We start from the raw sequence: 25,855 nt of genomic DNA, 5'->3' as shown, positions 1-25,855 counted from the left end.
TGGAGCAACCGCCTTGGGCGCCATGAGTTCACCTTGGGCAACCCGGAGGACTTTATGTCGATACTCAAGCGCGACAAGCCCAAGGCCACCGGCGCGGCCATCGGGTCCGGCGCCGCGGCGGCCGACGCTGCTGTGGAAGGCCGCCCGCAGATGGGCGACCACAAGACCGAGGCGCCGCATGCGCGGCCCGCCAAGCCGCTCGGCGAAAACGAAAAGCACGATCAGCTGGCCGACAAGCAGAAGGGGGCCGAGGATCGGCAGGAAGCGCTGCTGGACGAGGGTCTGGAAGAGAGCTTCCCGAGCAGCGATCCGGTCAGCGTCAAGCGCATCACCTGACGTCAGTCGGGAGCTTCACTACGCCGGGCAGCCGCACGCGACCAAAGGCGTCGTGCAGCGGCGCCGGAGGCTCGGGCTCTTCGACATAGAGCGGCGGCGGCAGGGCCGGGAACCACGCGAACTCGACCTCGGGCCGGCCGCGATGGGCGCTGGCCATGAAGTCGCGCCAGATGTGGGCCGGGACCTGGCCGCCGGTGATGCGGCCGGTCGGGCGACCGTCGTCGTTGCCGACCCAGACCGCGCACAGCCAATCGGGGGTGAAGCCGACGAACCAGGCGTCGCGATGGTTCTGGCTGGTCCCGGTCTTGGCCGCGGCCAGTCGTCCGAACGCCGCTTCGCGCCCGGTCCCGGCGAGGATCACCCCGCGCATCATCTGCACCATCTGGGCGGCCTGGTAGGTCGGATAGACCGGAATGGCCGCGCTGGGCGGGCGGATGTAGAGCAGCTTGCCGCGGGCGTCGGTGATCTTTGACACCAGGTAGGGCGAGGTCTTGCCGCCGCCGGTCTGCAGCACCTGGTAGGCCCCGGCCAGTTCGAGGGGTGTGACCTCGTAGGCGCCGAGCGCGATCGAGCCGCCCGGTTGCGCCGGTATGGCTGACAGGCCGAAGCGGCGGGCCAGGACGCCGACCTCGCGGGGGCCGGCTTCGCGCGCGAGCTGCACGGCGACGGTGTTGATCGACAGCTGCAGGGCGCGCTGCACCGAGACCTGGCCGTGATAGCCGCCGCCGTAGTTGCTTGGGCTCCACGCGCCGATACGGATCGGGGCGTCCTGGCGCCAGTCCATCGGCTGCACGCCATGATCGAGGGCGGCGGCCCAGACGATCGGCTTGAAGGCCGAGCCCGGCTGGCGGCGCGCCTGGGTCACGCGGTTGAACGGGCTGGCGGCGTGGTCGACCCCGCCGATCATGGCGCGGATCGCGCCGTCCGGGGTCAGGGCCACCAGGGCGGCCTGGCGGGCGCCGCGGCGATAGCCCTCGCGGGCCATGGTGCGGCGGACGATGTCGTCGGCGAGGGCTTGGGCCTTGGGGTCGATGGTCAGTTGGATGACCAGGTCGGGCGTGGCGCCGCCCAGTCGCCGGCGGGCCTCGGCCGCAGCGGCGTCGAACGCCCAGGCCATCTCGCCTTCGCTGTCGGCGGCCAGCCGGGCGAGGGCAGGGGGCGGACCGGCGGCGGTGCGGGCGGCCAGGGCCGGGTCGATCCAGTCCATCTCGCCCAGTCGCTGCAGCACGACCTGGCCGCGGGCCCAGGCGGCGGCCGGATCGTTGGCGGGCGACAGCCGCGAGGGCGCGCGCGGCAGGCCAGCCAGCACCGCGGCCTCAGCCAAGGTCAGGTCCTCTGGAGCCTTGCCGAAATAGGTGTCGGCCGCAGCCGAGAGGCCATAGGCGCGGCCGCCGAAGTAGATCCGGTTCAGGTAGAGCTCGAGCAGTTCGTTCTTGCTCATCATCCGCTCCAGGCGGGCGGCGAGCAGCACCTCCTGGACCTTGCGGCGCAGGGTCGGGTCGGGGGTCAGGAACAGGTTGCGGGCGAGCTGCTGGCTGATGGTCGAGCCGCCCTCCACCACCCCGCCAGCGCGGACGTTGACGCTGAGCGCGCGCAGCATGCCGCGCAGGTCCATCGCCCCATGCTGGTAGAAGCGGCGGTCCTCGATGGCCAGGAAGGCCAAGGGCACATGCTGGGGCATCTGCGAGAGACGGGCCGGCGGGCCGTGGCGCGGCCCCCGGCGCCCGACCACCTGGCCGTCGGGGCCGACGAAGGTCAGGCCGGGCGGCCGGCCCATCGACCAAAGCGCTTCCTTGTCCGGGACCGGCGGGAGGCCCTGCAGAAATGCGCGGTCGACGGCGAACCAGCCGCCGAGGCCAAGATTGACGACGATCGCGACCGCCAGGGCGGCCGCACGCCAGTTCACCTGCGGCGGGCGCCGGCGTGGTCGTCGTCCTGAGATGGGTTCGGGCGGGGGCGACACGCCCCAATCACTGCAAGCCGTGCGCCAGAGGTCTCGCCGCGCCCGGAGGAGGGGGCGGGCCGGCTGGAGGAAGGCCGCCGGCCCGCGCTCGTCAGGCCGCGCCGATAAGCGCGATCACCGCGGGGGAGGCGATCACAGCGACGGCGAAGACGAGGATGATGTCGCGCAGCATGTCAGTGCGCGAAAATTCAATCGATTGAGGATAGGTGCAGGTCACGGGGAGGCTCCTACAACGGCGGACGCCCCCCATTTCCCAGTTTTGCTGCGCTGCGACAAACGAGCTTAGCGCCAGTCAGTTGACTTCAGGTCATTTGGCGAAGGCCAGGCCGTCAGCCAGCGCCTGTTCCAGCAGCCAGGCCCGAAAACGGCGGATGTTGGGTTGATCGGCCTTTTCCGGCAGCGACAACACCCAGTGGCTGAACGGGCTGGGCAGCGACAGGTCGAAGGGCTGCGTCAGCCGTCCGTTGGCCAGGTCGTCGATGACCATGGCCTTGTGCGCAAAGGCCAGCCCCCGGTCGGCGAGGGCCGCCTCGACGGCGAGATAGGTGTTGGAGAACCGCGGACCCGGGTTGGGATCGACGCGGTCGGCGCCGGCGGCCGTCAGCCAGTCGGCCCAATCCGGTTCTTCGGGCAGCATCAGCACGTCGTGTAGCAAGGTCACGCCGCGTAGATCGTTGGGGTGGTTGAACGGTCCGTACTTTTCGATCAGGCCGGGGCTGCAGACCGGCGTCATCAGGGTGTCGAACAGGTGGGTGACGTGCAGGCCGGGGTAGGGGCCCCGCCCCAGCCGGATGGCGACGTCGATGTTCTCGCGCGCCAGGTCGGCCGCATGGTCGGAGGCCGCGACCAGGATCTGCACTTCCGGATAGCGGCGCTGGAAGTCGTGCAGCCGCGGCACCAGCCAGCGGGCGGCCAGCGAGTGCAGCACCGTCACCACCAGCGGCGCGTCGCGCTTGGAGCGCACGGCATCGACGGCCGATTGGATGGTCGAGAGGCCCTGGCGCACGCCCACCGACAACTGCTCGCCGGCTGCGGTCAGCCGCACGGCGCGGTTGAAGCGATCGAACAGCCGGGTCTCCAGCTCGGCCTCCAGCCCCTTGATGTGCCGCGAGACCGCGCCGGGCGTGATGGCCAGTTCCTCGGCCGCGCTCAGGAAGCTGCCATGGCGGGCGCAGGCCTCGAAGACCCGCAGGGCGTTGAGCGGCAGATGGTTGGCCATGGCGTCACGCGGCGCGGCTGAACAGGATCTTGGAGGGGCAGAGGTCGGCCACGTCGCACTCCTCGCACTTGGGGCGGCGGGCGACGCAGGTGTAGCGGCCGTGCAGGATCAGCCAGTGGTGGGCGCGGGTCAGGTAGGGGGCCGGGACCAGGGCCATGAGGTCGGCTTCGACCTGATCGGGAGTCTTGCCGGCCGATAGCTTCAGCCGGTGGGCGACACGAAAGACGTGGGTGTCGACGGCGATCGCCGGCTCGACGCCGAGTTCGTTGAGCACGACGCTGGCGGTCTTGCGGCCGACCCCCGGCAGCGCCATCAGGTCCTCGCGGTTCAGCGGCACCTCGCCGCCGTGCTGCTCGACGATGATCTTCGCCGCGGCGATGACGTTCTTGGCCTTGGTGCGGAAGAGGCCGATCGAGTTGATGTAGGGGATCAGGCCTTCCTCGCCGAGCGCCAGCATGTCCTCGGGCGTGTGGGCGACCGGGAACAGCTTGGCGGTCGCCTTGTTGACCCCGACGTCGGTGGCCTGGGCCGACAGCGCCACCGCCACGACCAAGGTGTAGGGGCTGTCGTAGTGCAGCTCGGTGCGCGGATCGTCGCTCAGCGACTGGAACCGGTGGAACAGTTCCTCGACGCGGGCTTTCTCCGCAGGCGAGACGCGCTTTTTGGTGACGGACTTGGCCATGGCGCGGCGAACATCGCCCGGCTTGTCGCCCTCGCCAAGGGGCGCGGGCGTTTCGCGTCCGATTTCGGCTTCTTGGGTGCGCGACGGGCGGCGGAACCGGTTTCCACTTCGGCCTGCCGCGCACTAGACTGCCCGACCGATGGATGGCCTCGTCTACATGGACGCCGTGATCACGCCGAACCGCTCGCTGTCGCAGCGGGGTTTCGTGGTGCTGATCGGCATCGTCACGCTGTTCAACTGCGTGGCGGCGGGCGTCTTTCTGTCGATGGGGGCCACCTTCGTGCCGGTGTTTCTGGGGCTCGACGTGCTGGCGGTGATCGCCGCCTTCGCCGCCAGCTATGCGGCCGCCAAGAAGATCGAACGGGTGCTGGTCACCGCGCGCGAGGTGCGGGTGGTCCGCGAGACGCCGAGCTCCAGCGAGGTCATCTGGGAAAGCCCGACCGCCTTCACCCGCGTGGCCCTGGAGATCGACGAGGACGATATCGTCCATGGGGTGCGCGTGGCGATGTCCGGGCGCCACGCTTCGGTGGCGGCGGCGCTGAGCCCGGTCGAGCGGGCCGACTTCGCCCGCGCCCTGGAGCGGGCGATCTACGACGCTCGGCGGGGGTAGCGAGACCGCGGTGGTCGTTCGGTCTGTTCCTCTCCCCGCTTGAGGGGAGAGGTTAGGTGAGGGTCGTGCGGCGCGGAGCGGCGCATTGCGGAGGACGCCGTGTCCCCCTCACCCCAACCCTCTCCCCCAAGGGGGCGAGGGAGACTGGAGCCGGTGCTCTCGCTCCGCCCTACCGCATGCCCTTCATCTCCATGCCCTTGACGATGATCAGCTTGGCGAGGTTTGCGCCCGGCACCACGAAGTTCAGGGTCTCGGCTCCGACGTCGAGCAGGAAGCGCGGCTCCAGCGCCTTGCCCAGATACTGTTCGAAGGTGTCGCCGCCGACCCGGGCCTCGCCGGTGACGGCGTCGAACTCGACCACCGCCTCCTTGTCGGCGCGGCGATAGCGGAAGGCGTGGATCGGCCGGTAGTAGAGGTCGATCGCCTCCACCCGCACCAGCTCCTCGGTGACAGTGTCGGCGTCGATCTTGCCGATCGCCGCGGCGACCACGTCGCGGACCACCATCGAGGCCTTGGCCTGGGGCGGCACCACGACCATCCCCTCGGCGGTGGCCTTGGCCAGGGTCTGCGCGTCGGTTTCGACCGCGTCGTGCTGCAGGTAGGCGGCCAAGGCCGGCGTCGCCTGTTTGCTGAGGCCGTCGACGAACACCTCGCGGCGAGCCTCTTCGCGGCAGGACTCCAGCCCGTCGAATGAGATGGCCCCGTTGACGGCGACGAGCGTGCGGCCGTCGACCGCGACCTGCCGCACCTCGGGCGCGACGGGCACCGCATAGCTGCGCCGCCGCTCGTAGGCGGTCGCCGTCGAGACCGCGACGCGCCAGAACGGCTGCAGCCGGCGTTCGCGGTAGACGACCGCGAAGTCGTCGTCCTTGGGCTGGTTGAACAGGCCCGCGACGCGCGCCAGGGCGCCGAACGCCTCCACCCGCTTGGCCCAGGCGCGGCCTTCGGCGTGCTCCAGGCTGAACCGATCGGCCACCCGGTAAATGCGTTCCTCAGCGAGTTCGACCTGCATGCGGGCCTCCCTGCGGCGATCGCCGGATTGGGAGCCCAACACGCCGGCTGGACAAGGGGGTCAAGTCCCTGCCCAGCCTGGGGGAAAACCCTTAGAGGATGAAGCGGCTGAGGTCGGTGTTCTGGGCCAGGCCGCCGACCCGGTCCTTCACATAGGCGGCGTCGATGCTGATCGTTTCGCCGTCGCGGTCGGAGGCGGTGTAGCTGATTTCCTCCAGCACCTTCTCCAGCACGGTCTGCAATCGGCGGGCGCCGATGTTCTCGACGCTGCCGTTGACGGTCACCGCGGCATCGGCCAGGGCGTCGATGGCGTCCTCGCTGAAGGTCAGGGTCACGCCCTCGGTGGCGAGCAGGGCCTGGTGCTGGCGGATCAGGTTGGCTTCCGGCTCGGTCAGGATGCGGCGGAAGTCGTCGCGGGTCAGGGCTTTCAGCTCGACGCGGATCGGCAGCCGGCCCTGCAGCTCGGGCAGCAGGTCCGAGGGCTTGGCCACGTGGAAAGCCCCCGAGGCGATGAACAGGATGTGGTCGGTCTTCACCGGGCCGTACTTGGTCGAGACGGTGGTGCCCTCGATTAGCGGCAGCAGGTCGCGCTGGACCCCCTCGCGGCTGACGTCGGCGCCGGCGCGGTCACGGTTGGAGGCGACCTTGTCGATCTCGTCGAGGAACACGATGCCGTTGTTTTCGGCCAGCTCCAGGGCTTCCTGGGTCAGGGCCTCCTGGTCGAGCAGCTTATCGCTCTCCTCGGCGATCAGGGGGGCGTGGGCCCCGGCGACGGTGGTCTTGTGGGTCTTGGTGCGGCCGCCGAAGGCCTTGCCCATCATTTCACCGAGATTGAGCATGCCCATCTGGGCGCCGGGCTGGCCGGGGATGTCGAACATCGGCATGCCGCCGCCGGTGTCGGCCAGGGTCAGCTCGACCTCCTTGTCGTTCAACTCGCCGTCCCGAAGCTTCTTGCGGAAGCTCTCGCGTGCGGCGGTGGAGCCGGGGCCGGTGAGGGCGTCGAGGATGCGCTCCTCGGCGGCGGCCTCGGCGCGGGCGCGCACCCCGGCGCGGCGCTTGTCGCGGACCATGGCCATGGCGCTTTCCACCAGGTCGCGGACGATCTGGTCGACGTCGCGGCCGACATAGCCGACCTCGGTGAACTTGGTGGCCTCGACCTTCAGGAACGGCGCGTGGGCGAGTTTGGCCAGCCGGCGGGCGATCTCGGTCTTGCCGACCCCGGTCGGTCCGATCAGCAGGATGTTCTTCGGCGTCACCTCGTCGCGCAGGTCGGCCGGCACGCGGCGGCGGCGCCAGCGATTGCGCAGGGCGACGGCGACGGCCTTCTTGGCGTCGGGATGGCCGACGATGTAGCGGTCGAGCTCGGAGACTATTTCGCGGGGAGAGAATTCAGTCATGGCCCGCTAGATAGTCACGACGCGGGCTCTGCGACAGGAAGAATCTGATCGAAGACCAGCCGCCAGCCGTCGGCGCGGCTCTGCCACATGCGGACATAGTGGCCGCGGCGATCTTTGCGGCCGTCGGTCCAGCGCGCGTCGCCGTAGGTCCAGACCAGATCGCCGCCGCTCGAGGCGCGGCCGCCAAGCGGAGAGAAGGCGATGGCGGCCGGGCGAGCGGCCAATTCGGTCTTCACGGCGGCCGGGGTCGTCGCCGGAACCGCAGGCGAACCGGTGACGCGGGCGTCGGGCGCCAGGATGGCGAGATAGGCTCCGGCGCTGTTGGACGCGGCGGCCTTGGCCAGGGTGGTCTCGGCGGCCTGCACGGCGCTCATCGCCGCGGCGGCGCTGGCCTGCGGACCGGTCGCGGGCGTCAGATAGGTCGGGGCCGAGCCCTGGGGCGGGGCCGCGCCATGGGCGCTGGGCGAGCCGCCGTCATAGATCCACTTCCAGCCGCCGCCCTCCTGCCGCGCCCAGACCGTGAAGTACCAGCCGTTCTCCTTGCCGTCGAACGTGCTCGGGCCGGTGGTGAAGCCGAGGTCGCCGGAGCGGGCGATCCCGGCCCACAGCGGCCACCAGACCAGCGGCGGATGGGGCTTGTCCGGCCGTGGGCCGTAGAGGTCGTGGGCCTTGATCGGGTCGGGTGCGAACAGGATCGCGTCGGGCGCCGAGTGGGCCAGGAACGAGCGCTTGATCCCGTGGGCCAGCCCGTCGGCCGCAAAGGCCCGCTCGGCGGCGACGACGACACTGGGATCAGGTTGCGCCAGGGCGGGGGTCGAGACGAGAAGCGCAGCCAGGATCAGGCTACAGGCTTTCAACCGTCAGTTCCCCGTTGGTGTAGACGCAGATCCGCGCGGCGATGGCCATGGATTTGCGGGCCACCTCTTCGGCCGAGAAGTCGGTGTCGGCCAGGGCGAGCGCGGCGGCCAGGGCGTAGTTGCCGCCCGAACCGATCGCCGCGACGCCGGTTTCCGGCTCCAGCACGTCGCCGACGCCGGTGACGGTGAAGATCGAATCCTTGTCGGCGACCAGCAGCATCGCTTCCAGGCGGCGCAGGTAGCGGTCGGTGCGCCAGTCCTTGGCCAGGTCGACGCAGGCGCGGGCCAGTTGGTCGGGGTACTGCTCGAGCTTGGCTTCGAGCCGCTCGATCAGGGTGAAGGCGTCGGCCGTGGCGCCGGCGAAGCCGGCCAGCACCTTGCCGCCGGCCAGGGTCCGCACCTTGCGGGCGTTGCCCTTGACCACGGTCTGGCCCATGGACACCTGGCCGTCGCCGGCGATCACGGTCTTGCCGCCCTTGCGCACCGCGAGGATGGTGGTGCCGTGCCAGTCTGGGAAGTTCGAGCTTGTCGTCATGGCTCTCGATGTGGCCAGGGGGACGGGCGAGGTCAAGCGCGGCGCGATCAGACTGGCCGGCTGCACGCTGAAACGGACGAGGCGACGATGAGCTTCACGGACGACGAAGTCGAGCGATACGCCCGCCACCTGGTGCTGCGTGAGGTCGGCGGCCAGGGTCAGCAGCGGCTGAAGGGCGCCAGCGTGTTGATCGTCGGGGCTGGAGGCCTCGGCGCGCCGGCGGCGCTCTATCTGGCTGCGGCCGGGATCGGGCGCATCGTCCTGGCCGACGCCGATGTGGTCGACACCTCGAACCTGCAGCGCCAGGTGATCTTTCGCGACGCCGACGTCGGCCGCCGCAAGGTCGAGGCCGCCGCCGACCAGCTGCGCGCCCTGAACCCGCATGTGCATGTCGACTGCGCCCCGGTGCATGTCGAGCCCTGCAATCTCGGGCCGCTGGTGGCGGGGGTGGACCTGGTGCTCGACGGCACTGACGACTTCGCCACCCGCTTTGCGGTCAACGCCGCCTGCGTCCACCACGAGCGGACGCTGGTCTCCGGCGCGATCGGCCGCTGGACCGGCCAAGTCGGGGTGTTCCGCGGCAAGCCCTGCTACCGCTGCCTGGTGCCGGAGGTCCCGCCGGAGGCGGAGACCTGCTCGGCCGTCGGGGTGGTCGGGGCGCTGGCCGGGGTGATCGGCTCGATGATGGCGCTGGAGACGATCAAGCTGGTGGCCGGGGCCGGCGAGCCGCTGGCCGGGCGGCTGCTGATCTACGACGGCCTGTCAGGTGAGAGCCGGACCGTGCGGATCGGCGCCGATCCGGAGTGCGACGTGTGTGGGGGACATTGAGCTCCCAATTGCTCCCCCGCTGGGGGAGCTGTCAGCCGTATGGCTGACTGAGGGGGCTTGCTGACTCAGCAGTCCCCCTCCGTCTCGATGCTACGCATCGAGCCACCTCCCCCAGAAGGGGAGGAATTGGGGTCAGAGCATCGAGGGGATGACCCGGTCGGGCGGGCGATGGCCGTCCATCCAGGTCTTCAGGTTGATGATCACCTTCTCGCCCATGTCGATGCGCGCCTCGACCGTGGCCGAGCCCAGGTGCGGCAGCAGCACGGCGTTGGGCTGGGTCAGCAGCTTGGGATTGATCGCCGGTTCGAACTCGAAGACGTCGAGGCCCGCTCCGGCGACGGCGCCGGCGGCCAGCAGGTCGGCCAGGGCGCCCTCGTCGATGATGCCGCCGCGAGCGGTGTTGACCACCACGGCATGCGGCTGCAGCAGCTTCAGCCGCCGCGCCGACAGCAGGTGATAGGTCGCCGGCGTGTGCGGGCAGTTGACCGAGATGATGTCCATCCGGGCCAGCATCTGGTCGAGGCTCTCCCAGTAGGTGGCCTCCAGCTCCTCGGCGATCACGTGGCTGACCGGCTTGCGGTTGTGATAGTGGATCTGCATGCCGAAGGCCTTGGCGCGGCGCGCCACCGCCTGGCCGATCCGGCCCATGCCGATGATCCCCAGCCGCTTGCCGTTGACCCGCCGGCCCATCATCCAGGTCGGGGTCCAGCCGGTGAACTCGCCGGCCTGCACGACATTGGCGCCTTCGACGATCCGGCGCGAGACGGCCATGATCAGCGCCATGGTCAGGTCGGCGGTGTCCTCAGTCAGCACGCCCGGGGTGTTGGTGACGGCGATGCCGCGCTCGTTGGCGGCGGCCACGTCGATGTGATCGACCCCGGCCCCGAAGTTGGCGATCAGCTTCAGCTTGTCGCCCGCCGCGGCGATCAGGTCGGCGTCGATATGGTCGGTGATGGTCGGGACGATGGCGTCGGCCCGCTGCACCGCCTTGATCAGCGCTTCGCGGTCGAGCGGTACGTCGTCGAGGTTCAGCTCTGTGTCGAACAGCTCGCGCATCCGGGTCTCTACCGGATCGGGGAGGCGGCGGGTGACGATGACTTTGGGTTTTCGAGCGGCCATGGCGTTTGAAAGGAATCTTTAACTGCGCGCGGCGCGCCTTGCGTTGTGACGAAGAACCTCTAGCAAAGCCCCCATGGACGGCCAAGGCGAGCAACGTACCTTTGGACTGCGGAAGCGCGTAACGCCCGTTTTTTTGACGGCGGCGTTGATTCTGGCCGCCCTGACGCCTGCCGCCCAGGCGGCGCCGCGCCAGACGCCGTCCGGCCAGCCGGTGCCGCGCTACGTGTCGCTGAAGTTCGACAAGGTCTATGCGCGGGCCGGACCGGGGGAAGATCACAAGCTTTTGTGGGTCTACCAGGCCAAGGGCCTGCCGGTGCAGGTGATCGCCGAGAACAGCGAGTGGCGGCGGATCTGCGATCCGGACGGCGGTATGGCCTGGGTGCACCGGCGCCTGACCAGCGGCGAATCCACGGTCATGCGCGCCAAGCCGACGCGCCTGGGCTTGCACAAGAAGCCGCGGGCGGAGGCCGAGATCGTCGCCTATCTCAACCCGCGCGCCATCGCCGAGCTGGTCAAGACCTGCGAGGACGGCTGGTGCCGGGTGCGCAGCGACGGGGTCTCTGGATGGGCCCAGGCGGGCGAACTCTGGGGCACTTCCGACGCGATCCAGTGTAAAGTGGCCCGGCCCGGCGTCGCGCGCAGCCGTTGAGCCTGCCGCGCGGCTCTGCTAGGGCCTGAAATTCACGATTCCCGAGGCTCGGAAAAACGGGCCGCCGCCAAGAAAGCCAAGCATGATCCAGGGCGCCAAGGCCAAGGACCACTACAATCTCGAAGAGCTGCTGGCCTGCGGCCGAGGCGAGATGTTCGGCCCGGGCAACGCCCAGCTGCCGGTGCCTCCGATGCTGATGTTCGATCGCATCGTGAAGATCACCGAAGACGGCGGCGCGCACGGCAAGGGCTATCTGGAAGCCGAGCTGGATATCAATCCGGACCTCTGGTTCTTCCAGTGCCACTTCATCAATGACCCGGTGATGCCGGGCTGCCTGGGCCTGGACGCCATGTGGCAGCTGGTCGGCTTCTTCCTCGGCTGGTCGGGCGCGCCCGGCAAGGGCCGCGCCCTGGGCGTCGGCGAGGTGAAGTTCACCGGTCAGGTGACCCCGAAGGTCAAGAAGCTGGTCTACAAGATCGACCTCAAGCGCGTGATCATCCGCAAGCTGGTCATGGGCATCGGCGACGGCGTGCTCGAGGCCGACGGCAAGGTGATCTACGAAGCCAAGGATCTGCGCGTCGGACTGTTCGACGCCAAGGACCTGGTCTGAGAGCACAGGCAAGACACATGCGTCGCGTCGTCATCACCGGCATCGGTATCGTCTCGTCCATTGGCGCTGACGCCAATGCAGTCCTGGCTTCGCTGCGCGAGGCCAAGTCCGGGATCAGCTTCTCGCCCGAGTACGCCGAGCTGGGCTTCCGCTCGCAGGTCCACGCCGATCCCGGCCTCGACTGGGAAAAGCTGGTCGACCGGCGCGCGGCGCGGTTCCTGGCCCAGGGCACGGCCTTTGGCCACATCGCCATGGAACAGGCGATCGCCGACGCCGGCCTGGATGAGGCCGAGGTCTCCCACGAGCGCACCGGCCTGATCGTCGGCTCCGGCGGTCCGTCGACCAAGGCGATCATCGAGGCGGCGCACACCGCCAAAGAACGCGGCCCCAAGCGCGTCGGCCCGTTCGCGGTGCCCAAGGCGATGAGCTCGGGCGCCTCGGCGACGCTGGCCACCTGGTTCAAGATCAAGGGCCTTAACTTCTCGATCTCGTCGGCCTGCGCCACCTCCACCCACTGCATCGGCTCGGGCTACGAGCAGATCCTGATGGGCAAGCAGGACGTGGTGTTCGCCGGCGGCACGGAAGAGCTCGACTGGTCGCTGAGCGTCCTTTTCGACGCCATGGGCGCGATGAGCTCGAACTTCAACGACCGCCCCTCGACCGCCAGCCGCGCCTACGACAAGGACCGCGACGGCTTCGTGATCGCCGGCGGCGCCGGCATCGTGGTGCTGGAAGAGTACGAGCGCGCCAAGGCCCGTGGGGCCAAGATCTACGGCGAGATCGTCGGCTATGCGGCCAATTCGGATGGCTTCGACATGGTCGCCCCGTCCGGCGAGGGCGCGGTGCGTTGCATGCGCATGGCGATGGCCGATCTCGGCGGCCGCAAGATCGACTACCTGAACCCGCACGGGACCTCGACGCCGGTCGGGGACAGCAAGGAAATGGGCGCGGTGCGCGAGGTGTTCGGCGCCAACGTGCCGCTGATTTCGTCGACCAAGTCGCTGACCGGGCACAGCCTGGGCGCGGCCGGCGCGCAGGAGGCGATCTACAGCCTGCTGATGCTCAACAATGGCTTTGCGGCCGAGAGCGCCCACATCGAGGCCCTCGATCCCGAGTTCGCCGACCTGCCGATCCTGCGCGAGCGCAAGGACGTGCAGCTGGAGACCGTGATGTCGAACTCGTTCGGCTTCGGCGGCACCAACGGCTGCCTGGTGATGGCGCGGGTCTAGGACCCGGGCCGGCGCAGTTCGAAGAACCGCGTCGGCTCGTGCCGGTCGCGGACCGATGAGTAGACCAGCCGTTCGTCGGCCGGCGTCATGCCCAGGGCGGCCATGACGCTGAACGACGCTTGGTTCTCCACCTGGGCGCCGGCCTCCATCACCTCGGCCGGGATCAGCCGCCACAGCACCGGCATCGTCGCCGCCGTCGCCTCGCGCATGTAGCCCTGGCCCTGGCAGTCCTCGGCCAAGTGGTAGCTGATCTCCATTCGCCGCCGGTCGTCCGGCCGCAGGCCGCCGCCGAAACCGCCGATCATCCCCCCGCCTGGATCGCCGCCCGCGAGCGCTCGATCCGAGCCAGCGCAGCTTCCCGACTCAGCGGACTTGGCCAGGATGAGAGCCATCGCGTGACCGCCGGCGTCATGTTGGCGGCCATGTCGTCGGCGTCGGTCGTTTCCAGCGCCCGCAGCCGCAGACGCTCGGTGTCGATGACGGGCAGAAGCTCGGTCATGGGTCGCCTCCCTGCCGTCCTTTAGCCGCGACCTCGTGATCGTCGCCAGCAGGATGATGCTTGCGCGGGCCTGCGGGCCCGTCCACAAACCGGCGAAACTTTTGGAAACGCCAAGGAGTCCACGCGTGGCCGAAGACTATCAGATGCCCAAGGGCGACCTGATGAAGGGCAAGAAGGGCGTCATCACCGGCGTCGCCAACCACCAGTCGATCGCCTGGGGCATCGCCTCGCAGCTGGCGGCCCAGGGCGCGGAACTGAGCTTCCTGCACCTGCCGGGCATGGAGCGTCGGGTCACACCGCTGGCCGAAAGCGTCGGCGCCAAAGCCATCGTCCCGGCCGACGTGCAGGACGACGCCTCGATGGACGCCGCCTTCGAGGCGATCGAGAAGGCGCACGGCACGATCGACTTCTTCCTTCACTCGATCGCTTTCGCCAACAAGGACGAGCTGAAGGGCTCGTTCGTCGAGAACACCTCGCGAGAGAGCTTCCTGCGCGCCATGGACATCTCGGTGTTCTCGTTCGTCGACTGCGCCAAGCGCGCCGCGAAGCTGATGCCGAACGGCGGCTCGATCGTGACCATGACCTATCTGGGGTCCGAGCGCGCCATCCCGAACTACAACACCATGGGCGTGGCCAAGGCCGGTCTGGAAGCGGCGACCCGCTATGTGGCCCGCGACCTCGGCCCGGCGAAGATCCGCGTCAACGCCATCTCGGCCGGGGCGATGAAGACCCTGTCGCTGGCGGGGATCAGCGGCGGCCGCGGCATGCTGGCCCAGGGCCGGTCGATGTCGGCGCTCGGCGAAGACACTTCGATGGAAGGCGTCGCCGGCTGCGCCCTGTGGCTGCTGTCGGACCTCGGGTTCTCGACCACGGGTGAAGTGGTCCACGTCGACGCCGGCTTCCACATGATGGGCCTGGGCTCGGACAGCGAGTAGTCCAAGGCTGTCATCCCGGTTTCGCCGCAGGCGAAGACCGGGACCCATGAACACCTGATGGCGCAGGCATCGCCGCCTTCGGGCGAGCTTGGCGTCAATGGGTCCCGGACAGCCGCTGCGCGGCTTCCGGGATGACACTTGGTTGTTGCGTCAGGCGAGGCGCCTAGAGCGACTCCCTCGCCCCCTTGGGGGAGAGGGTCGGGGTGAGGGGGCTGCTGACTCAGCAATGCGCCGCTCCGCGCCGCAAGACCCCTCACCTAACCTCTCCCCTCAAGCGGGGAGAGGAACCGGTGCTCCCTAAGCGTTGGCCGCGCCGTCGATGACGAAGCCGGTTCCATTGGCGAAGCGGCTTTCGGGGCTGGCCAGCCAGGCGACGGCGCTGGCGATGTCTTCCGGCTTTCCATATTCGGGAATGGCCATGCGCGCGCGCTGGGGGTCGGCGCCGGGGCCGCCGGCCGGGTTCATGTCGGTGTCGGTCGAGCCGGGATGCACCAGGTTGACTGTGATCCCCTGGGGCCCGAGGTCGTGCGCCAGGCCCTTGGTGAAGCTCAGCAGCGCCGACTTGGTCATCGCATAGAGGGTGATGCCGGCCATCGGCACCCGCTCGGCCAGGTTCGAGCCGATGTTGATGATCCGCCCGCCAACCGGCAGGTGCGCGGCCGCCGCCTGGGCCGCGACGATCACCCCGCGCACGTTGACCGCCAGCAGTTGGTCGATGTCCTCGAGCGTCCAGCCCGCCACCGGCCCGACGCCGCGAGCGATGCCGGCGTTGTTGACCAGGATGTCCAGCCCGCCCAGCTCGGCGGCGGCGCGGTCGACCGCGGCCTTGACGGCGGCCGGGTCGGCGCTGTCGGCCTGGATGGCCAATCCCTTGCGGCCCAAAGCCTTGATTTCCTCGACGAGGGCCTGCGCCTTGTCGGCCGAGCGCTCGTAGGTGATGGCGACGTCGGCGCCGTCGCGCGCCAGGCGCAGGGCGATGGCGGCGCCGATGCCGCGGCTGGCGCCGGTGACCAGGGCGCGCTTTCCGGAGAGGTTCGACACGGGTTTGCTCCATTTCTGTGTCGTTCGATACAGAAAGCAGATGGTCGGCTTGCCCGGTCCCGTCAAGGGATTTATATATCGGTCGATACAGAAAGGTTGAGCCATGGCCGACCGCGGCCGACCACGCAGTTTCGATCGCAACGCCGCCCTGACCCGGGCTATGGAGCTGTTCTGGACCAAGGGTTACGAGGGCGCGTCGATCAGCGACCTGACCGTGGCGATGGGCATCGGCTCGCCGAGCCTCTATGCGGCCTTCGGTTCGAAAGAGGCGTTGTTCCGCGAGGCGATCGAACTCTACGGCCGCACCGAGGGGCCGCAGATCTGGGACGCTGTCGAAAACGCGCCCGATGCGCGCTCGGCAGTGGCAGGTTTCCTGACCGCCACCGCACATTCCTTCTCAAGGCCGGGTAAGCCGCGCGGCTGCATGGTCGTGCTCTCGCAGCTCAACACCACGGAGGCCAGCGCCAGCGTCTGCGCCGCCCTGCGGGAGAACCGGGCCCAGGGGCAGTCCGGGCTGGAGGCGCGCCTACGCCAGGCGGTGGCGGCCGGCGAGCTGCCGGCCAGCGTCGACGTCGGCGCGGTGGCGGCCTTCTACCTGACCGTCCAGCAGGGCATGTCGATCCAGGCCCGCGACGGGGCCAGCGAGGACAAGCTGCTCAGCGTGGCCAAGGGCGCGATGGCGGCCTGGGAGCCGCTCACCGGGCCCTGACCTTTAGGCGAACTGCTGGCCGCGGCGGCGGGCCGAGCGCAGGGCGGTTCCGGCCAGGCCGAAGCCGGTGATCATCATCGCCCAGGTCGCTGGTTCCGGGACCGCCGAGCCGGTGAAGCGGACTTCCGACAGCCCGATCGGGGCGTAGCCGTAGGTCTCCGGATACTTCTGATGGTTGCCGTCCAGGGCGATCTGGACGTAGCGGGCCTTGCCGCCGAGGCCGAAGCTCTCGGCCGCCAGCGCCTTGCCGGTTCCGCGCGCGAGCTCGCCGGCCAGCACCTGGGTGTAGGTCACGCCGTCGGTGGAGATCGAGATCTTGAAGGCCTTGGAGGCGCGGTCGAGGGTCGAGGCGAACTCCTCGACGCCGAAGTTGTAGTTCCAGATGTCGGCGCCCGAGAGCTTGAAGGTCTGGCCGAGATCGAAGGTCAGCGTGGCGGCCGAGACGCCGAGGTCGGTCATCCACATGTTGGCGTAGTCGGCGTCGTGCAGACCGCCCGACAGGCCGCTGCCGTCGATCAGGTTCTCGGCGTTGTAGGTCCCCCAGAACGGGAAGGTGTTGCTGGCGGTGACGCCGACCGGCGTGATGGTCGCGGCGGCCGCGGGAAGCGCGAGCGAGGCGGCGGCGGCGAGGGCGGCGAGGCCCAGGGACTTGGCGAACATGGTTACCCTCGAGTTAAGACTGGAGGGCTGATCGCGCACGCAGATGGCGCCCGCATCATCGTTCGATGAAGGTTGTGCGGCGCCGGCCGATTCTACGCCGAGTAGGCCTTCATGAAGCGGGCGGCGGCTTCGCCGGCGACCCGGTCGATCTCGGCTGGTGTGAACTGGCGTTCGACCCCCAGCAGCTGGGCGATCTGGTGGCCGCCGATCACCATGCTGGCGAAGAACTCCGCCGCCAGCACCGGGTCGTCGACCGCCATGCGGCCGTTCTCGGTCTCCATCGCCAGGAACTCGGCCAGCCGGCGGCGCGAGGTGGCCGGGCCGGCCTCGAAGAAGGCCCGCGCCAGGTCCGGCTGCTCGGCGGCGCTCTCGACGGTCATGCGCAGCATCGAGGTGCCGCGCGCCGTGAGGATCGCAGTCAGCATCGAGCGGCCGAGGGCGGCCAGCGCCTCCTGCGGATGGTCGACGGCCTCGGGCATCAGCAGCGGCGCGGTGATCTCGGCCACCCGCCGGTCGACGATGGCGCGGATCAGCTCGGGCTTGGAGCCGTAGTGATTGTAGATCGTCTGCTTCGACACCCGCGCGCGGCGGGCGATCTCTTCCATCGAGGCGGCCAGGCCGCGCTCGCCGAACACCTCGGCGGCGGCGTCGAGGATGGCCTCGGTCTTGGCGAGGTCGATCTGGCCCGGCGCGCGCGGCATCAGTGGCCCCCGCCGCCGCCGCTGGGCGGCGCGTCCTTGCCCGGGGTCGCCAGGAAGCCGAGCAGGGCGGCGAAGGCGCACCCGAGCGCCAGGAAGTAGAAGCCATCGGCGAAGCCGAGCACAGCGGCGTCGCGGCGCAGGGCCATGCCCAGGAACTTGCGGGCCGCGCCCTCCGGATCGGCCAGGCCCTGGGCCTCCATCATCGCGGTCAGGCCGGCCAGCATCTCCTGGCCCTGCAGGTTGGCGACGCTCATCGCCGCCGACAGCTCCGAGAGGTGCACGGCGGTCTGGTCGCTGAGGATGGTGGTCAGGATGGCCAGGCCGATGGCGCCGCCGACGTTGCGGACGAGGTTCACCAGGCCCGATGCGTCCTTCATCATCGAGATCGGCAGGGTCGAGACCGACAGCGCCTGGGCGGCGATCATCGCGATCATCACCCCGAAGCCGCGGATCGCCTGCAGAGCGGCGAACTCCCAGAAGCCCCAGTCGGCGGTCACCTTGACCCCCAGGCCGACCCCGTAGGCGGCCAGCGCGAAGCCGGCCACCAGCGAGATCCGCGGATCCATCAGCCGCACGACACGGCCGACGATCGGGGCGCTGAGGAACATGGTCAGGCCTGAGACCAGCATGGTGGTGCCGACCTCGGCCGCCGAGTAGTGGCGGATCTGGCCGAGGAATAGCGGCAGGATAAAGGTGCCGCCGAACAGGCTCATCCCCGAGACGGCGTTCATCAGGAAGCCGAGGGTGAAGTTTCGGTCGGTGAACGGCCGCAGCGAGACGATCGGCTGCTTGTAGGTGAGCTGTCGCCAGATGAAGACGACGCCGGTGATCACCGCAGTCACGGTGAGCCAGAGGATCAGGTCGTCCTCGAACCAGCCTTCGCTGGAGCCTTCCTCGAACACGTACTGCATCGAGAGCAGGAACACCGTCATGGTCGCCAGCCCGAACCAGTCGATGCCCTTGGCCAGCGACGGGTCGCCCTTGTCGAAGTCGCCGTAGCGGCCGACCAGGAACATCACCAGCAGGCCGGGCGGGACGTTGACGAAGAACAGCCAGCGCCAGTTCAGCGCCTCGGTCAGGTGACCGCCCAGGGTCGGGCCGATGGTCGGGGCCAGGGTGACGATCAGCCCGACCGTGACGTTGGCCATCACCCGCTTCTCCGGCGGGAAGACAGTCATGGCCGTGGCGAACACGGCCGGGATCATCGCCCCGGCGGCCAGGCCCTGCAGCGCGCGGGTGGCGATCATCATCTCGATGCTGGTCGACAGCCCGGTCATGATCGAGGTGACGATGAAGGCGGCGGCGGCGAACACGTAGACCGGCCGCGTGCCCCACATCTTGGTCAGGTAGGCGGTGAGCGGAATGATCACCACCTCGGCCAGCAGGTAGATGGTCTGCACCCAGCTGATCTCGTCGGCGCTGGCGCCGACGCCAGCCTGGATCTGGCTCAGCGAGGAGGCGACGATCTGGATGTCGAGGGTGGCCATGAATTGGCCGACCACCATCCCGCCGAAGCCCAGGAAGATCTTGATCCAGTCGACCTCGCCCGTGGCGGTCACGTGACCGCCGGGCGGGGCCGGGACGGCGGGCGCGGCGCCCGTCTTCGGGTCGATGGCGGCGTCGCTCACGGCGGCGGCCTCTTAGCGGGTGACGCCGCGCCGGGCGTATTCGGCCGAGGGCGTGGCTTCGGCGAAGCTCGGGCCGGTGTCGGCGGTGACGTCGACCTTGACCGCGACCGACAGGCCGGGACGCAGGGCGCCGGCCAATGGCGACTTCGGATCGACGGCGATCTTCACCGGCAGCCGCTGGGCGATCTTGGTGAAGTTGCCGACCGCGTTCTCGACCGGGATCAGCGCAAATTCCGAGCCTGTGGCCGGGGCGAAGCTGTCGATCTTGCCCTTGATCTCCTGCTTGCCGAAGGCGTCGGCCTTGATGGTCACCGGCTGGCCGATCTTCAGGCGCGCGACCTGGGTCTCCTTGAAGTTGGCGACCACATAGGCCTGGCCCAGCGGCACGACGGTCATCAGCGACGAGCCCGGCCGCACGTACTGGCCGGTGCGCACGGCGCGGGCGCCGACGACGCCGGAGGCCGGGGCCTTGATCTCGGCGCGGTCGAGGTCGATGCGCGCCTGCTCGACGGCTGCGCGGGCGGCGTTCGCCTGGGCGACGGTCTGGTCGCGGGCCGAGCCGAGGCTGGCGGCGCTGCGGCGCTCGGCCTCCAGGGTGGCCTTGGCCTGATCGACGCTGGCGGACGCCTGGCTGGCGGCGGCGCGGGCCGACTGCGCGCGCTGGGGCGAGACCCAGCCCTGGTTGGCCAGGGTTCCGTAACGGGACAGTTCGGCCTCGGCGAGCTGGGACTCGGCGTGGGCCGAGGCGACGCCGGCCGCCTTCTGGGCGATCATCGCCTGCTCCAGCCGGGCCTTGTCGTCGACGGCGCGGACGGCGGCGTCCAGCGCCGCGGCGTTGGCCTCGGCCTTGGCGAGGGCAGCCTTCAGCGGGGCGGTGTCGAGCCGGACCAGCACTTGTCCGGCCTGGACGTGCTGATTGTCGGCGACCAGCACCTCGGCGACATAGCCGTCGACCTGCGGAGCGACGGTGACCTTGTCGGCCTGGATGAAGGCGTTGTCGGTGGCTTCGAACTTCTGCTTGTTCATCCACCAGGCGCCGCCGCCGACCACCAGGCCGACCGCGACGACCCCGCCGACGGCGAGGGGCACGAACTTCTTGGGCAAAACCGCCATGTGGAGCGCCTGAAAACCGAAAAATGGACGCATTAGTCCAATCAAGACCGAAGTAGGGCGAGTTCGGATCGCCTGCAATGGGTAAAGTGGACGAAAGCGTCCAAGAAACATTAACGAGGCGGAAAGCCGCAGGGCGCGCAATCGGCGAGAACGGGGCGCGGCGATGATCAACGGCAAGATACGAATGGGCTGGCTGAAGCCTTCGGTCTGTTCGGCGTGACCTTTCTGCTTGGGATGCTGGTCGCATGGAATCTGGCCGAACAGAGCTCAACACCGGAGCTGGTGCGGGATCTAAGCGCCGAACCCGGCGCGGCGAACCGTCAGCTCGCTGAGCGCCTGGCGCGGGCGTAGGCGAAGAGGGGTGCTGGTAGCCCTCAGCCCAGGCGGCGCATCCGATAGGCGTTGATCGCCATGTCGCCGACCCGCTGGGTCAGCCGCCAGTTCACCACCGCGCCGACTGGGGCGCCGATGATCGGGATCAGCTGGGCCATCTTGGCCAGGTCGATGTAGTCCCGGTACTCCTGCTGGAAGCGGCGCCAGTCGAAGTCGTCCAGGTGCTGGGGATGGGCGCGGGCGTCCCAGTTCTCCATGGCGCGAAACACCTCGGCGCGGTGCGCGGCCGAGGAGAAGGCCAGCTGGAAGATGTGCAGCAGGTAGAGCCGCTCGGAGAAGTCCGCGCCCGACTTGCCGTAGATCGCCATCAGGTCGAACAAGAGCTTCAATTTGATGGTGATGAGCGCCGGGAAGTCGGCGACCGCCAGCCAGAAGCCGCCAGCTCCGGCGACGCCGCCCTCGACCGCAGCGGTGGTGCGATAGGCGCCGATGGTGGTGATCGCGCGGGCGTCACGCACGGCCAGCGGCGCGTCGAGCAGCGGCGCGGCGGTGACCACGTTGGAGCCGGTCAGGATCGCGCGGGTCATCTGCTCGATGACGGCGGTGGCGGTCTTGTGCACCTGCTCGGGAATGACGCTGTTGATCTTCTGCTGGACGCCGCGGGTGGTCTTGTCGAGCAGGTTGGGGGTTTTCAGCATCTGGCCGCGCCAGCGGGCGACCTCCTGGCGGGCCCAGGCCTCGTAGTCGGTTTCCGAGGCCCCGAACGGCGGCTGGTCCTTGGCCACGACGTCAGGCGTCCGCGAGGTGGGCGCGGGCGGCCTCGATGGCCGCGGCGATCGCGCCGCGCGCCTGCGGGCTGTTGCGCCAGCAGGTCGAGCCGAGCATCGCCGAAGCCGCTGCGCAGATCGCGCCGGCGTCCTGGTGGGCGAGGCCGGCGAGATCCTCGATCCCGACCTGTTCCAGGCGTTGAACCACGGTCGGGCCGACACCCTTCACGGCCAGCAGGACCGCACGCTCCTCGGCGGAGAAAGCCATCGCATACCCTCGGTTAGCGTCGCCAATCCCAGAGATAGGGTCTATCGCCGGGGCGGGATAGTCGGCGCGAAGGGACCCGAGGATGGACGTGCTCTGGAAGGGGCTGATCGGCGGGATCGTCACCGCCTTGATCGTGCTGGCCTCGAAGCGTGGCAACGTGCTGCCCGGCATCCTGCCGCTGGCCCCGACCTTCGCGATCATCGCCCTGCTGGCGGTCGGGTCGAAGGGCGACGCGGCCGGTTTCCGCCAGGCGTGCCTGGCCGGAGCCAAGACCATTCCGGCCTATCTGGCGTTCCTCGGCGGTTGCTGGCTGCTGGTCGACAAGCTCGACTACCGCCTGGCGATCGCCGGCGGCCTGGCCGTCTGGCTGGTCGTCGCCCTGGTCATCTTCCTGGCGCCGCGGTTCCTGGGCGGCGGCTGACTTAACCGCCCTGGCGCGAGCGGACGCGGCGATAGAGCTGCGGGCCGAAGACGACAATTGCCAGCGCCGAGAGGCCAGCATTGGTGATCGACGGTGATCCACCGAGCACAAAGCGCGACACCGCCGCGCCGGCGAGGAAGGCGAGGTTGGTCAGAACCAGGGTCCAGAGCGCCCAATCGGGAATTCTTATCATCGACGCAGCTTGGCCATGCGGCCGCCGCGGCGCAAGGCGCTGGACCTTTGCCGCTGTTCGTCGGCATATCCGCCCATGGCTGAGACCTTCGATGCGGACGTGATCATCGCCGGCGCCGGGATGGCGGGGGCGACCTTGGCGCTGGCGCTGAAGAGCGCGGGGCTGGAGCCGCTGCTGATCGATCCCGTGGTGTTCGACGACCAGGTGGCGCCGACCTTCGACGGCCGCGCCTCGGCCATCGCCTACGCTTCGTTCCGCCAGTGGCGGACCCTGGGCCTGGCCGCAGAGATCGAGCCCTACGCCCAGCGCATCGAGCAGATCCTGGTCACCGACGGCTTCTCGCCCGGGGCCGCGGCGCGCCAGTCATCGCCCTTCTACCTGCGCTTCGATTCCGCCGAGATCGCCGAGCGGTCGGCGGGCGAGCCGCTGGGCTACATGCTGGAGAACCGCCGCACGCGCGCGGCGCTGGCCGCCGGGGTGGCGCGGGCCAAGATCCGGGTCGAGGCGCCGGCCAAGGTGGCCGGCGTGGTGTTCGAGAGCGGCGCGGCGGCGGTGACCCTGGAGGACGGCCGGACCCTGCGCGCGCCGCTGGTGGTCGGGGCCGAGGGGCGCGGCTCGGTGGTGCGCAAGGCGACCGGCATCGGCGTGACCGGCTGGGACTATCCGCAGACCGGCGTCGTCGCCACCGTGCGGCTGGCCCGCGGCCACGAGGGCGTGGCGCACGAATACTTCCTGCCGGGCGGACCGTTCGCGATCCTGCCGTTGACCGACGACCGCGCCAGCCTGGTCTGGACCGAGAGCCGGCCGAAAGCGGCGGCGCTGAAGGCCGCCTCGCCGCAAGCCTTCCACGCGCATCTGCAGCGCCGCTTTGGCGAGTTCCTGGGCGCGGCGACCCTGGACGGCGACGTCTTCACCTATCCGCTGTCGCTGCAGCTGGCCGAGCGGCTCACCGCGCCGCGGGCCGTGCTGCTGGGCGACGCCGCCCACGGCATCCACCCGATCGCCGGCCAGGGCCTGAACCTCGGCCTCAAGGGCGCGGCGGCGCTGGCCCAGGTGCTGGTCGAGGCCGCGCGGCTGGGCGAGGACATCGGCTCGGAGCTGGTGCTGGAGCGCTACGCCCGCTGGCGCAGCTTCGACACCGTGATGCTGGCGGCGGCGACGGACGTGTTCACGCGGCTGTTCTCGAACGACAACCCGGTGCTGCGACTGGCCCGCGGGGTCGGCATGGCGGCGGTCAACCGCATCGGCCCGGCGCGGCGGTTCTTCATGGAAGACGCCGGCGGCGCGACGGGCGACCTGCCGCGGCTGCTGCGCGGCGAGGCGCTGTAGCCCAGAGTATTATCCGGGCGACGTCCGGCGACTGCTTGAACCATCAGGTGTTCATGGGTCTCGGACAAGCGTTGCGCGCTTTCCGACACCTGAGACCCAACGTCCAGCAGCTCTCCCAGCGGGAGAGCATCTGAGGGAGCACCTAAAGGACTCCCTCGCCCCCTTGGGGGAGAGGGTCGGGGTGAGGGGGGTGCTGACTCAGCAGAGCGCCGCTCCGCGCCGCCAGACCCCTCACCTAACCTCTCCCCTCGAGCGGGGAGAGGAACAGGCATTGCAGCTGCCAAACAGCAGATCCTCCCCTCCTGGGGGAGGTGGATCGATGCGCAGCATCGAGACGGAGGGGGGCAGCGGCGTTAGTCAAAGCCGCCCTCACCCGGCCATGCGGCCGGGGCATCCCCAGAGGGGGAGCATCGGGGGTCAGTCGATCGTCCGGGCTTCTTCCGGCAGCATGATCGGCACGCCGTCGCGGATCGGATAGGCGAGCTTGGCGCTGTTGCTGATCAGCTCGTGCGCCTGGCGGTCATAGACCAGCGGCCCGTGGGTGACCGGGCAGACCAGGATTTCCAGCAGCCGCGGATCGACGTCGGCGGTCAGGGCGAGCGGGGCGAGGGCGTCGGACATGGCGCGCTTCTACTGGATCGACTGCGGGCCGTCATCGTCCGCTTCGAGGCTGTCGATCTCGAGCAGGGCGGTGAGGGCTTCACAGCGGTCGGCGACGGTGGGGGCTTCCAGCAGCGCCTGCTTCTCGGCCGGCTCGAACGGCAGGCCCATGGCCAGCGACGTCACCAGGCTCTCCAGCGGCGCGGTCTCGGCGGTCTCCCAGTCGATGTCGAGCTCTCGCCGGTTCAGATAGCGCTTCAGCGCCCCGGCGAAGCGCCGGCGGTCGAAGGCCGGGATCGGCGCGGCCTCGACGCTGAGGTCCTCGGCGTAGGGCTCGAATTCGGCCCGCACCTGGCGATAGGGCGTGGCCACCGACAGCTCCTCGCGGACCAGGAAGCGGCACACCCCGGTCAGGGTGATCAGATAGCGGCCGTCGGAAGTCTCCGAGAAGCTGGTGACCCGTCCGGAGCAGGCGACGCTGGCCAGGTTCGGACGCGCGCGGTCGCCGCCGGCCCGGGTCTGGACCATGCCGATCATGCGGTCCCCGGCCATGACGTCGTCGATCATGTTCAGGTAGCGCGGCTCGAAGATCTGCAGCGGCAGGTCGCCGCCCGGCAACAGCAGGGCCCCGTCCAGCGGGAACACCGGGATCACCTGCGGAAGGTCTGAAGCTCTACGAAAAGCGGCGGCCGGCATGAGGCGGCCCTTCCTCATGAGAACAGGATGGATGAAAGCCGGCGGCGGCCGGAGCGGGTGATGTCCGAGCCCGAGCCTGCGGCCTCGAAGATGGTCAGCAGCTGCTTGCGCGCGGCGTCGTCGTTCCAGGCGCGGTCGGCGGCGATGATGGTCAGCAAATGGTCGGAGGCCTCGGCCCAGGCCCCGCGGGCCGCGAGCGCTTTGGCGATCTCGTAGCGGGCCTCGTGGTCGCTTGCGTCCTTGGCCAGGCGCTGTTCGAACTCGCCGGTCTCGTTGGGGCCTTCCTCGGCGAGGGCCAGGGCGGCGCGCACGCTGTCGAGGTCGACGTCCTTGGCGTCCGCGGGGGCCATGGCGGCGATCTCGGCCGCACGCTCGGCGTCGCCGCCGGTCAGGTAGCAGCGGGCGAGGCCGCCAATGGCCTTCAGGTTGTCGGGTTCGGCCTGCAGCACCTGGGCGTAGGCCTGGGCCGCGCCGCCGACGTCACCGACCTCCAGGCTCTCCTTGGCCATGGCCAGCAGCTCGTCGACGGCGTTGGCCGGAGCCTGGCCGGCGATGCGGTCGACGAACTGCTTCACCTGGCTGTCGGGCAGGGCGCCCATGAAGCCGTCGACCGGGCGGCCGCCGACGAAGGCGAACACCGCCGGGATCGATTGGACGCGCAGTTGCCCGGCGAACTGGGGATTGGCGTCGATGTCGATCTTGACCAGCTTGACCTTGCCCTTGGCGGCCAGGACGTTCTTCTCGATCGACGGGCCGAGCTGGCGGCACGGGCCGCACCAGGTCGCCCAGAAGTCGACGATGACCGGGGTCTCTTTCGACGCCTCGATGACGTCGGCCACGAAGCTGGCGTCGGTGCCGTCCTTGATCAGGTCGGCGGCGGCGGCTTGGGGCTGGGTCTCGCCGATCAGGCTCATGGG

General features: G+C 69.6%; 32 protein-coding genes. 10 read left to right on the top strand and 22 right to left on the bottom strand.

Annotated features, from left to right (window positions below; all coding sequences use genetic code 11):
• Positions 1 to 54: 54 nt before the first annotated feature.
• A complete protein-coding gene (locus tag C0481_RS14595) occupies positions 55 to 336 on the top strand; it encodes a hypothetical protein (RefSeq protein ID WP_293405041.1) in 282 nt (93 codons plus the stop codon).
• On the opposite strand, the gene C0481_RS14590 is transcribed toward C0481_RS14595, so the two are convergent.
• The 4 genes from C0481_RS14590 to nth all read right to left on the bottom strand — a co-directional run bounded on the left by C0481_RS14590 (position 329) and on the right by nth (position 4,200).
• Positions 329 to 2,242: a PBP1A family penicillin-binding protein gene (locus C0481_RS14590; protein ID WP_293405039.1), complete on the bottom strand. Its 1,914-nt coding sequence runs from the start codon at positions 2,240 to 2,242 to the stop codon at positions 329 to 331. The two genes, C0481_RS14595 and C0481_RS14590, sit on opposite strands and share 8 nt — an antisense overlap.
• A gap of 148 nt (positions 2,243 to 2,390) precedes the next feature.
• A complete protein-coding gene (locus C0481_RS14585; protein ID WP_281372716.1) occupies positions 2,391 to 2,516 on the bottom strand; it encodes a hypothetical protein in 126 nt (41 codons plus the stop codon).
• 90 nt (positions 2,517 to 2,606) lie between these two features.
• Positions 2,607 to 3,518 carry a transcriptional regulator GcvA gene (gene gcvA / locus C0481_RS14580; RefSeq protein WP_293405034.1) on the bottom strand — a complete coding sequence of 304 codons (912 nt, stop codon included), beginning with the start codon at positions 3,516 to 3,518 and terminating at the stop codon, positions 2,607 to 2,609.
• 4 nt (positions 3,519 to 3,522) lie between these two features.
• Positions 3,523 to 4,200, bottom strand: a complete 678-nt coding sequence (nth, locus tag C0481_RS14575; RefSeq protein WP_293405031.1) for an endonuclease III — start codon at positions 4,198 to 4,200, stop codon at positions 3,523 to 3,525.
• Positions 4,201 to 4,339: 139 nt separating this feature from the next.
• Between nth and C0481_RS14570 the strand changes: the two genes are divergently transcribed.
• A complete protein-coding gene (locus C0481_RS14570) occupies positions 4,340 to 4,810 on the top strand; it encodes a DUF2244 domain-containing protein (RefSeq protein ID WP_293405029.1) in 471 nt (156 codons plus the stop codon).
• Positions 4,811 to 4,979: 169 nt separating this feature from the next.
• Here the strand turns inward: C0481_RS14570 and C0481_RS14565 are convergent, their stop codons facing one another.
• The 4 genes from C0481_RS14565 to hslV all read right to left on the bottom strand — a co-directional run bounded on the left by C0481_RS14565 (position 4,980) and on the right by hslV (position 8,610).
• A complete protein-coding gene (locus tag C0481_RS14565; RefSeq protein WP_293405027.1) occupies positions 4,980 to 5,822 on the bottom strand; it encodes a hypothetical protein in 843 nt (280 codons plus the stop codon).
• Between the two features lie 91 nt (positions 5,823 to 5,913).
• A complete protein-coding gene (gene hslU, locus C0481_RS14560) occupies positions 5,914 to 7,218 on the bottom strand; it encodes an ATP-dependent protease ATPase subunit HslU (protein WP_293405025.1) in 1,305 nt (434 codons plus the stop codon).
• 14 nt (positions 7,219 to 7,232) lie between these two features.
• Positions 7,233 to 8,075 (bottom strand): nuclear transport factor 2 family protein, encoded by an 843-nt coding sequence (locus C0481_RS14555; protein WP_293405022.1) that lies wholly within the window; start codon positions 8,073 to 8,075, stop codon positions 7,233 to 7,235.
• On the bottom strand, positions 8,062 to 8,610 hold the full coding sequence (gene hslV, locus C0481_RS14550) for an ATP-dependent protease subunit HslV (protein ID WP_293405020.1): 549 nt from the start codon (positions 8,608 to 8,610) through the stop codon (positions 8,062 to 8,064). The genes C0481_RS14555 and hslV overlap by 14 nt, the downstream gene beginning before the upstream one ends.
• An 87-nt stretch (positions 8,611 to 8,697) precedes the next feature.
• On the opposite strand from hslV, the gene moeB reads away from it, so the two are divergent.
• Positions 8,698 to 9,438, top strand: a complete 741-nt coding sequence (gene moeB / locus C0481_RS14545; protein ID WP_293405018.1) for a molybdopterin-synthase adenylyltransferase MoeB — start codon at positions 8,698 to 8,700, stop codon at positions 9,436 to 9,438.
• Between the two features lie 132 nt (positions 9,439 to 9,570).
• Here the strand turns inward: moeB and C0481_RS14540 are convergent, their stop codons facing one another.
• Positions 9,571 to 10,557: a D-glycerate dehydrogenase gene (locus tag C0481_RS14540; RefSeq protein WP_293405016.1), complete on the bottom strand. Its 987-nt coding sequence runs from the start codon at positions 10,555 to 10,557 to the stop codon at positions 9,571 to 9,573.
• A 145-nt stretch (positions 10,558 to 10,702) separates the two neighbouring features.
• On the opposite strand from C0481_RS14540, the gene C0481_RS14535 reads away from it, so the two are divergent.
• The 3 genes from C0481_RS14535 (at position 10,703) to fabB (ending at position 13,045) form a co-directional block, all read left to right on the top strand.
• Positions 10,703 to 11,206, top strand: a complete 504-nt coding sequence (locus C0481_RS14535) for an SH3 domain-containing protein (RefSeq protein ID WP_293405014.1) — start codon at positions 10,703 to 10,705, stop codon at positions 11,204 to 11,206.
• Positions 11,207 to 11,288: 82 nt separating this feature from the next.
• Positions 11,289 to 11,816, top strand: a complete 528-nt coding sequence (gene fabA / locus C0481_RS14530) for a 3-hydroxyacyl-[acyl-carrier-protein] dehydratase FabA (protein WP_183775527.1) — start codon at positions 11,289 to 11,291, stop codon at positions 11,814 to 11,816.
• A gap of 17 nt (positions 11,817 to 11,833) precedes the next feature.
• Positions 11,834 to 13,045 carry a beta-ketoacyl-ACP synthase I gene (fabB, locus tag C0481_RS14525; RefSeq protein WP_293405008.1) on the top strand — a complete coding sequence of 404 codons (1,212 nt, stop codon included), beginning with the start codon at positions 11,834 to 11,836 and terminating at the stop codon, positions 13,043 to 13,045.
• Here fabB and C0481_RS14520 read toward each other — a convergent pair.
• Both C0481_RS14520 and C0481_RS14515 read right to left on the bottom strand, forming a co-directional pair.
• Positions 13,042 to 13,350, bottom strand: coding sequence for a GNAT family N-acetyltransferase (locus tag C0481_RS14520; RefSeq protein ID WP_293405006.1), 309 nt, complete (start codon positions 13,348 to 13,350; stop codon positions 13,042 to 13,044). The two genes, fabB and C0481_RS14520, sit on opposite strands and share 4 nt — an antisense overlap.
• The gene (locus tag C0481_RS14515; RefSeq protein WP_293405004.1) at positions 13,347 to 13,544 is read right to left on the bottom strand and encodes a GNAT family N-acetyltransferase; all 198 of its coding nucleotides are present in this window, start codon (positions 13,542 to 13,544) and stop codon (positions 13,347 to 13,349) included. Before C0481_RS14515 ends, C0481_RS14520 begins: the two co-directional genes overlap by 4 nt.
• A 125-nt stretch (positions 13,545 to 13,669) precedes the next feature.
• On the opposite strand from C0481_RS14515, the gene C0481_RS14510 reads away from it, so the two are divergent.
• Entirely contained in the window at positions 13,670 to 14,479 is an 810-nt protein-coding gene (locus C0481_RS14510) for an enoyl-ACP reductase (protein ID WP_293405002.1), read from the top strand.
• A gap of 297 nt (positions 14,480 to 14,776) precedes the next feature.
• Here C0481_RS14510 and C0481_RS14505 read toward each other — a convergent pair whose 3' ends face one another.
• Entirely contained in the window at positions 14,777 to 15,520 is a 744-nt protein-coding gene (locus tag C0481_RS14505) for an SDR family oxidoreductase (RefSeq protein WP_293405000.1), read from the bottom strand.
• Between the two features lie 103 nt (positions 15,521 to 15,623).
• Here C0481_RS14505 and C0481_RS14500 point away from each other — a divergent pair, with 103 nt between their 5' ends.
• On the top strand, positions 15,624 to 16,229 hold the full coding sequence (locus tag C0481_RS14500; RefSeq protein ID WP_293404997.1) for a TetR/AcrR family transcriptional regulator: 606 nt from the start codon (positions 15,624 to 15,626) through the stop codon (positions 16,227 to 16,229).
• A 3-nt stretch (positions 16,230 to 16,232) separates the two neighbouring features.
• Here the strand turns inward: C0481_RS14500 and C0481_RS14495 are convergent, their stop codons facing one another.
• The 6 genes from C0481_RS14495 to C0481_RS14470 form a co-directional block, all read right to left on the bottom strand.
• Positions 16,233 to 16,889: a PEPxxWA-CTERM sorting domain-containing protein gene (locus C0481_RS14495; RefSeq protein ID WP_293404995.1), complete on the bottom strand. Its 657-nt coding sequence runs from the start codon at positions 16,887 to 16,889 to the stop codon at positions 16,233 to 16,235.
• A 92-nt stretch (positions 16,890 to 16,981) separates the two neighbouring features.
• Complete coding sequence (locus C0481_RS14490; RefSeq protein ID WP_293404993.1) at positions 16,982 to 17,590, bottom strand: TetR/AcrR family transcriptional regulator; 609 nt, start codon at positions 17,588 to 17,590, stop codon at positions 16,982 to 16,984.
• Entirely contained in the window at positions 17,590 to 19,218 is a 1,629-nt protein-coding gene (locus C0481_RS14485; RefSeq protein ID WP_293404991.1) for a DHA2 family efflux MFS transporter permease subunit, read from the bottom strand. The genes C0481_RS14490 and C0481_RS14485 overlap by 1 nt, the downstream gene beginning before the upstream one ends.
• 12 nt (positions 19,219 to 19,230) lie before the next feature.
• A complete protein-coding gene (locus C0481_RS14480; RefSeq protein ID WP_293404989.1) occupies positions 19,231 to 20,331 on the bottom strand; it encodes an HlyD family secretion protein in 1,101 nt (366 codons plus the stop codon).
• A 374-nt stretch (positions 20,332 to 20,705) separates the two neighbouring features.
• Positions 20,706 to 21,449 (bottom strand): EcsC family protein, encoded by a 744-nt coding sequence (locus C0481_RS14475; protein ID WP_293404987.1) that lies wholly within the window; start codon positions 21,447 to 21,449, stop codon positions 20,706 to 20,708.
• Between the two features lie 4 nt (positions 21,450 to 21,453).
• A complete protein-coding gene (locus C0481_RS14470; protein WP_293404985.1) occupies positions 21,454 to 21,699 on the bottom strand; it encodes a helix-hairpin-helix domain-containing protein in 246 nt (81 codons plus the stop codon).
• Between the two features lie 82 nt (positions 21,700 to 21,781).
• Between C0481_RS14470 and C0481_RS14465 the strand changes: the two genes are divergently transcribed.
• Entirely contained in the window at positions 21,782 to 22,120 is a 339-nt protein-coding gene (locus C0481_RS14465; protein ID WP_293404983.1) for a GlpM family protein, read from the top strand.
• Between the two features lies 1 nt (position 22,121).
• Here C0481_RS14465 and C0481_RS14460 read toward each other — a convergent pair whose 3' ends face one another.
• Complete coding sequence (locus C0481_RS14460; RefSeq protein WP_293404981.1) at positions 22,122 to 22,313, bottom strand: hypothetical protein; 192 nt, start codon at positions 22,311 to 22,313, stop codon at positions 22,122 to 22,124.
• Between the two features lie 75 nt (positions 22,314 to 22,388).
• Here C0481_RS14460 and C0481_RS14455 point away from each other — a divergent pair, with 75 nt between their 5' ends.
• On the top strand, positions 22,389 to 23,642 hold the full coding sequence (locus C0481_RS14455; protein WP_293404978.1) for a UbiH/UbiF/VisC/COQ6 family ubiquinone biosynthesis hydroxylase: 1,254 nt from the start codon (positions 22,389 to 22,391) through the stop codon (positions 23,640 to 23,642).
• Positions 23,643 to 24,059: 417 nt separating this feature from the next.
• Here C0481_RS14455 and C0481_RS14450 read toward each other — a convergent pair whose 3' ends face one another.
• From C0481_RS14450 to C0481_RS14440, 3 genes are read right to left on the bottom strand one after another with little or no spacing between them, the layout of a single operon-like run.
• On the bottom strand, positions 24,060 to 24,263 hold the full coding sequence (locus tag C0481_RS14450; protein WP_293404976.1) for a Trm112 family protein: 204 nt from the start codon (positions 24,261 to 24,263) through the stop codon (positions 24,060 to 24,062).
• Between the two features lie 9 nt (positions 24,264 to 24,272).
• On the bottom strand, positions 24,273 to 24,938 hold the full coding sequence (locus C0481_RS14445; protein WP_293404974.1) for an LON peptidase substrate-binding domain-containing protein: 666 nt from the start codon (positions 24,936 to 24,938) through the stop codon (positions 24,273 to 24,275).
• A 14-nt stretch (positions 24,939 to 24,952) separates the two neighbouring features.
• Positions 24,953 to 25,852, bottom strand: a complete 900-nt coding sequence (locus C0481_RS14440; protein WP_293404972.1) for a co-chaperone YbbN — start codon at positions 25,850 to 25,852, stop codon at positions 24,953 to 24,955.
• Positions 25,853 to 25,855: the final 3 nt, after the last annotated feature.

The organism is Phenylobacterium sp. (genome assembly GCF_013822795.1).
Taxonomy (GTDB): domain Bacteria; phylum Pseudomonadota; class Alphaproteobacteria; order Caulobacterales; family Caulobacteraceae; genus Phenylobacterium.
Note: the sequence above shows the minus strand (reverse complement) of the source record. Positions and strands in the feature narration are given on the sequence as shown.

Excerpts from the sequence above, each read along its gene's own strand:
- C0481_RS14595 (WP_293405041.1), top strand. The coding sequence starts at position 55 with ATGTCGATACTCAAGCGCGACAAGCCCAAGGCCACCGGCGCGGCCATC.
- gcvA (WP_293405034.1), bottom strand. The coding sequence starts at position 3,518 with ATGGCCAACCATCTGCCGCTCAACGCCCTGCGGGTCTTCGAGGCCTGC.
- nth (WP_293405031.1), bottom strand. The coding sequence starts at position 4,200 with ATGGCCAAGTCCGTCACCAAAAAGCGCGTCTCGCCTGCGGAGAAAGCC.
- C0481_RS14570 (WP_293405029.1), top strand. The coding sequence starts at position 4,340 with ATGGATGGCCTCGTCTACATGGACGCCGTGATCACGCCGAACCGCTCG.
- C0481_RS14565 (WP_293405027.1), bottom strand. The coding sequence starts at position 5,822 with ATGCAGGTCGAACTCGCTGAGGAACGCATTTACCGGGTGGCCGATCGG.
- hslU (WP_293405025.1), bottom strand. The coding sequence starts at position 7,218 with ATGACTGAATTCTCTCCCCGCGAAATAGTCTCCGAGCTCGACCGCTAC.
- hslV (WP_293405020.1), bottom strand. The coding sequence starts at position 8,610 with ATGACGACAAGCTCGAACTTCCCAGACTGGCACGGCACCACCATCCTC.
- moeB (WP_293405018.1), top strand. The coding sequence starts at position 8,698 with ATGAGCTTCACGGACGACGAAGTCGAGCGATACGCCCGCCACCTGGTG.
- C0481_RS14540 (WP_293405016.1), bottom strand. The coding sequence starts at position 10,557 with ATGGCCGCTCGAAAACCCAAAGTCATCGTCACCCGCCGCCTCCCCGAT.
- fabA (WP_183775527.1), top strand. The coding sequence starts at position 11,289 with ATGATCCAGGGCGCCAAGGCCAAGGACCACTACAATCTCGAAGAGCTG.
- fabB (WP_293405008.1), top strand. The coding sequence starts at position 11,834 with ATGCGTCGCGTCGTCATCACCGGCATCGGTATCGTCTCGTCCATTGGC.
- C0481_RS14520 (WP_293405006.1), bottom strand. The coding sequence starts at position 13,350 with ATGATCGGCGGTTTCGGCGGCGGCCTGCGGCCGGACGACCGGCGGCGA.
- C0481_RS14515 (WP_293405004.1), bottom strand. The coding sequence starts at position 13,544 with ATGACCGAGCTTCTGCCCGTCATCGACACCGAGCGTCTGCGGCTGCGG.
- C0481_RS14500 (WP_293404997.1), top strand. The coding sequence starts at position 15,624 with ATGGCCGACCGCGGCCGACCACGCAGTTTCGATCGCAACGCCGCCCTG.
- C0481_RS14495 (WP_293404995.1), bottom strand. The coding sequence starts at position 16,889 with ATGTTCGCCAAGTCCCTGGGCCTCGCCGCCCTCGCCGCCGCCGCCTCG.
- C0481_RS14490 (WP_293404993.1), bottom strand. The coding sequence starts at position 17,590 with ATGCCGCGCGCGCCGGGCCAGATCGACCTCGCCAAGACCGAGGCCATC.
- C0481_RS14480 (WP_293404989.1), bottom strand. The coding sequence starts at position 20,331 with ATGGCGGTTTTGCCCAAGAAGTTCGTGCCCCTCGCCGTCGGCGGGGTC.
- C0481_RS14470 (WP_293404985.1), bottom strand. The coding sequence starts at position 21,699 with ATGGCTTTCTCCGCCGAGGAGCGTGCGGTCCTGCTGGCCGTGAAGGGT.
- C0481_RS14465 (WP_293404983.1), top strand. The coding sequence starts at position 21,782 with ATGGACGTGCTCTGGAAGGGGCTGATCGGCGGGATCGTCACCGCCTTG.
- C0481_RS14460 (WP_293404981.1), bottom strand. The coding sequence starts at position 22,313 with ATGATAAGAATTCCCGATTGGGCGCTCTGGACCCTGGTTCTGACCAAC.
- C0481_RS14455 (WP_293404978.1), top strand. The coding sequence starts at position 22,389 with ATGGCTGAGACCTTCGATGCGGACGTGATCATCGCCGGCGCCGGGATG.
- C0481_RS14450 (WP_293404976.1), bottom strand. The coding sequence starts at position 24,263 with ATGTCCGACGCCCTCGCCCCGCTCGCCCTGACCGCCGACGTCGATCCG.
- C0481_RS14445 (WP_293404974.1), bottom strand. The coding sequence starts at position 24,938 with ATGCCGGCCGCCGCTTTTCGTAGAGCTTCAGACCTTCCGCAGGTGATC.
- C0481_RS14440 (WP_293404972.1), bottom strand. The coding sequence starts at position 25,852 with ATGAGCCTGATCGGCGAGACCCAGCCCCAAGCCGCCGCCGCCGACCTG.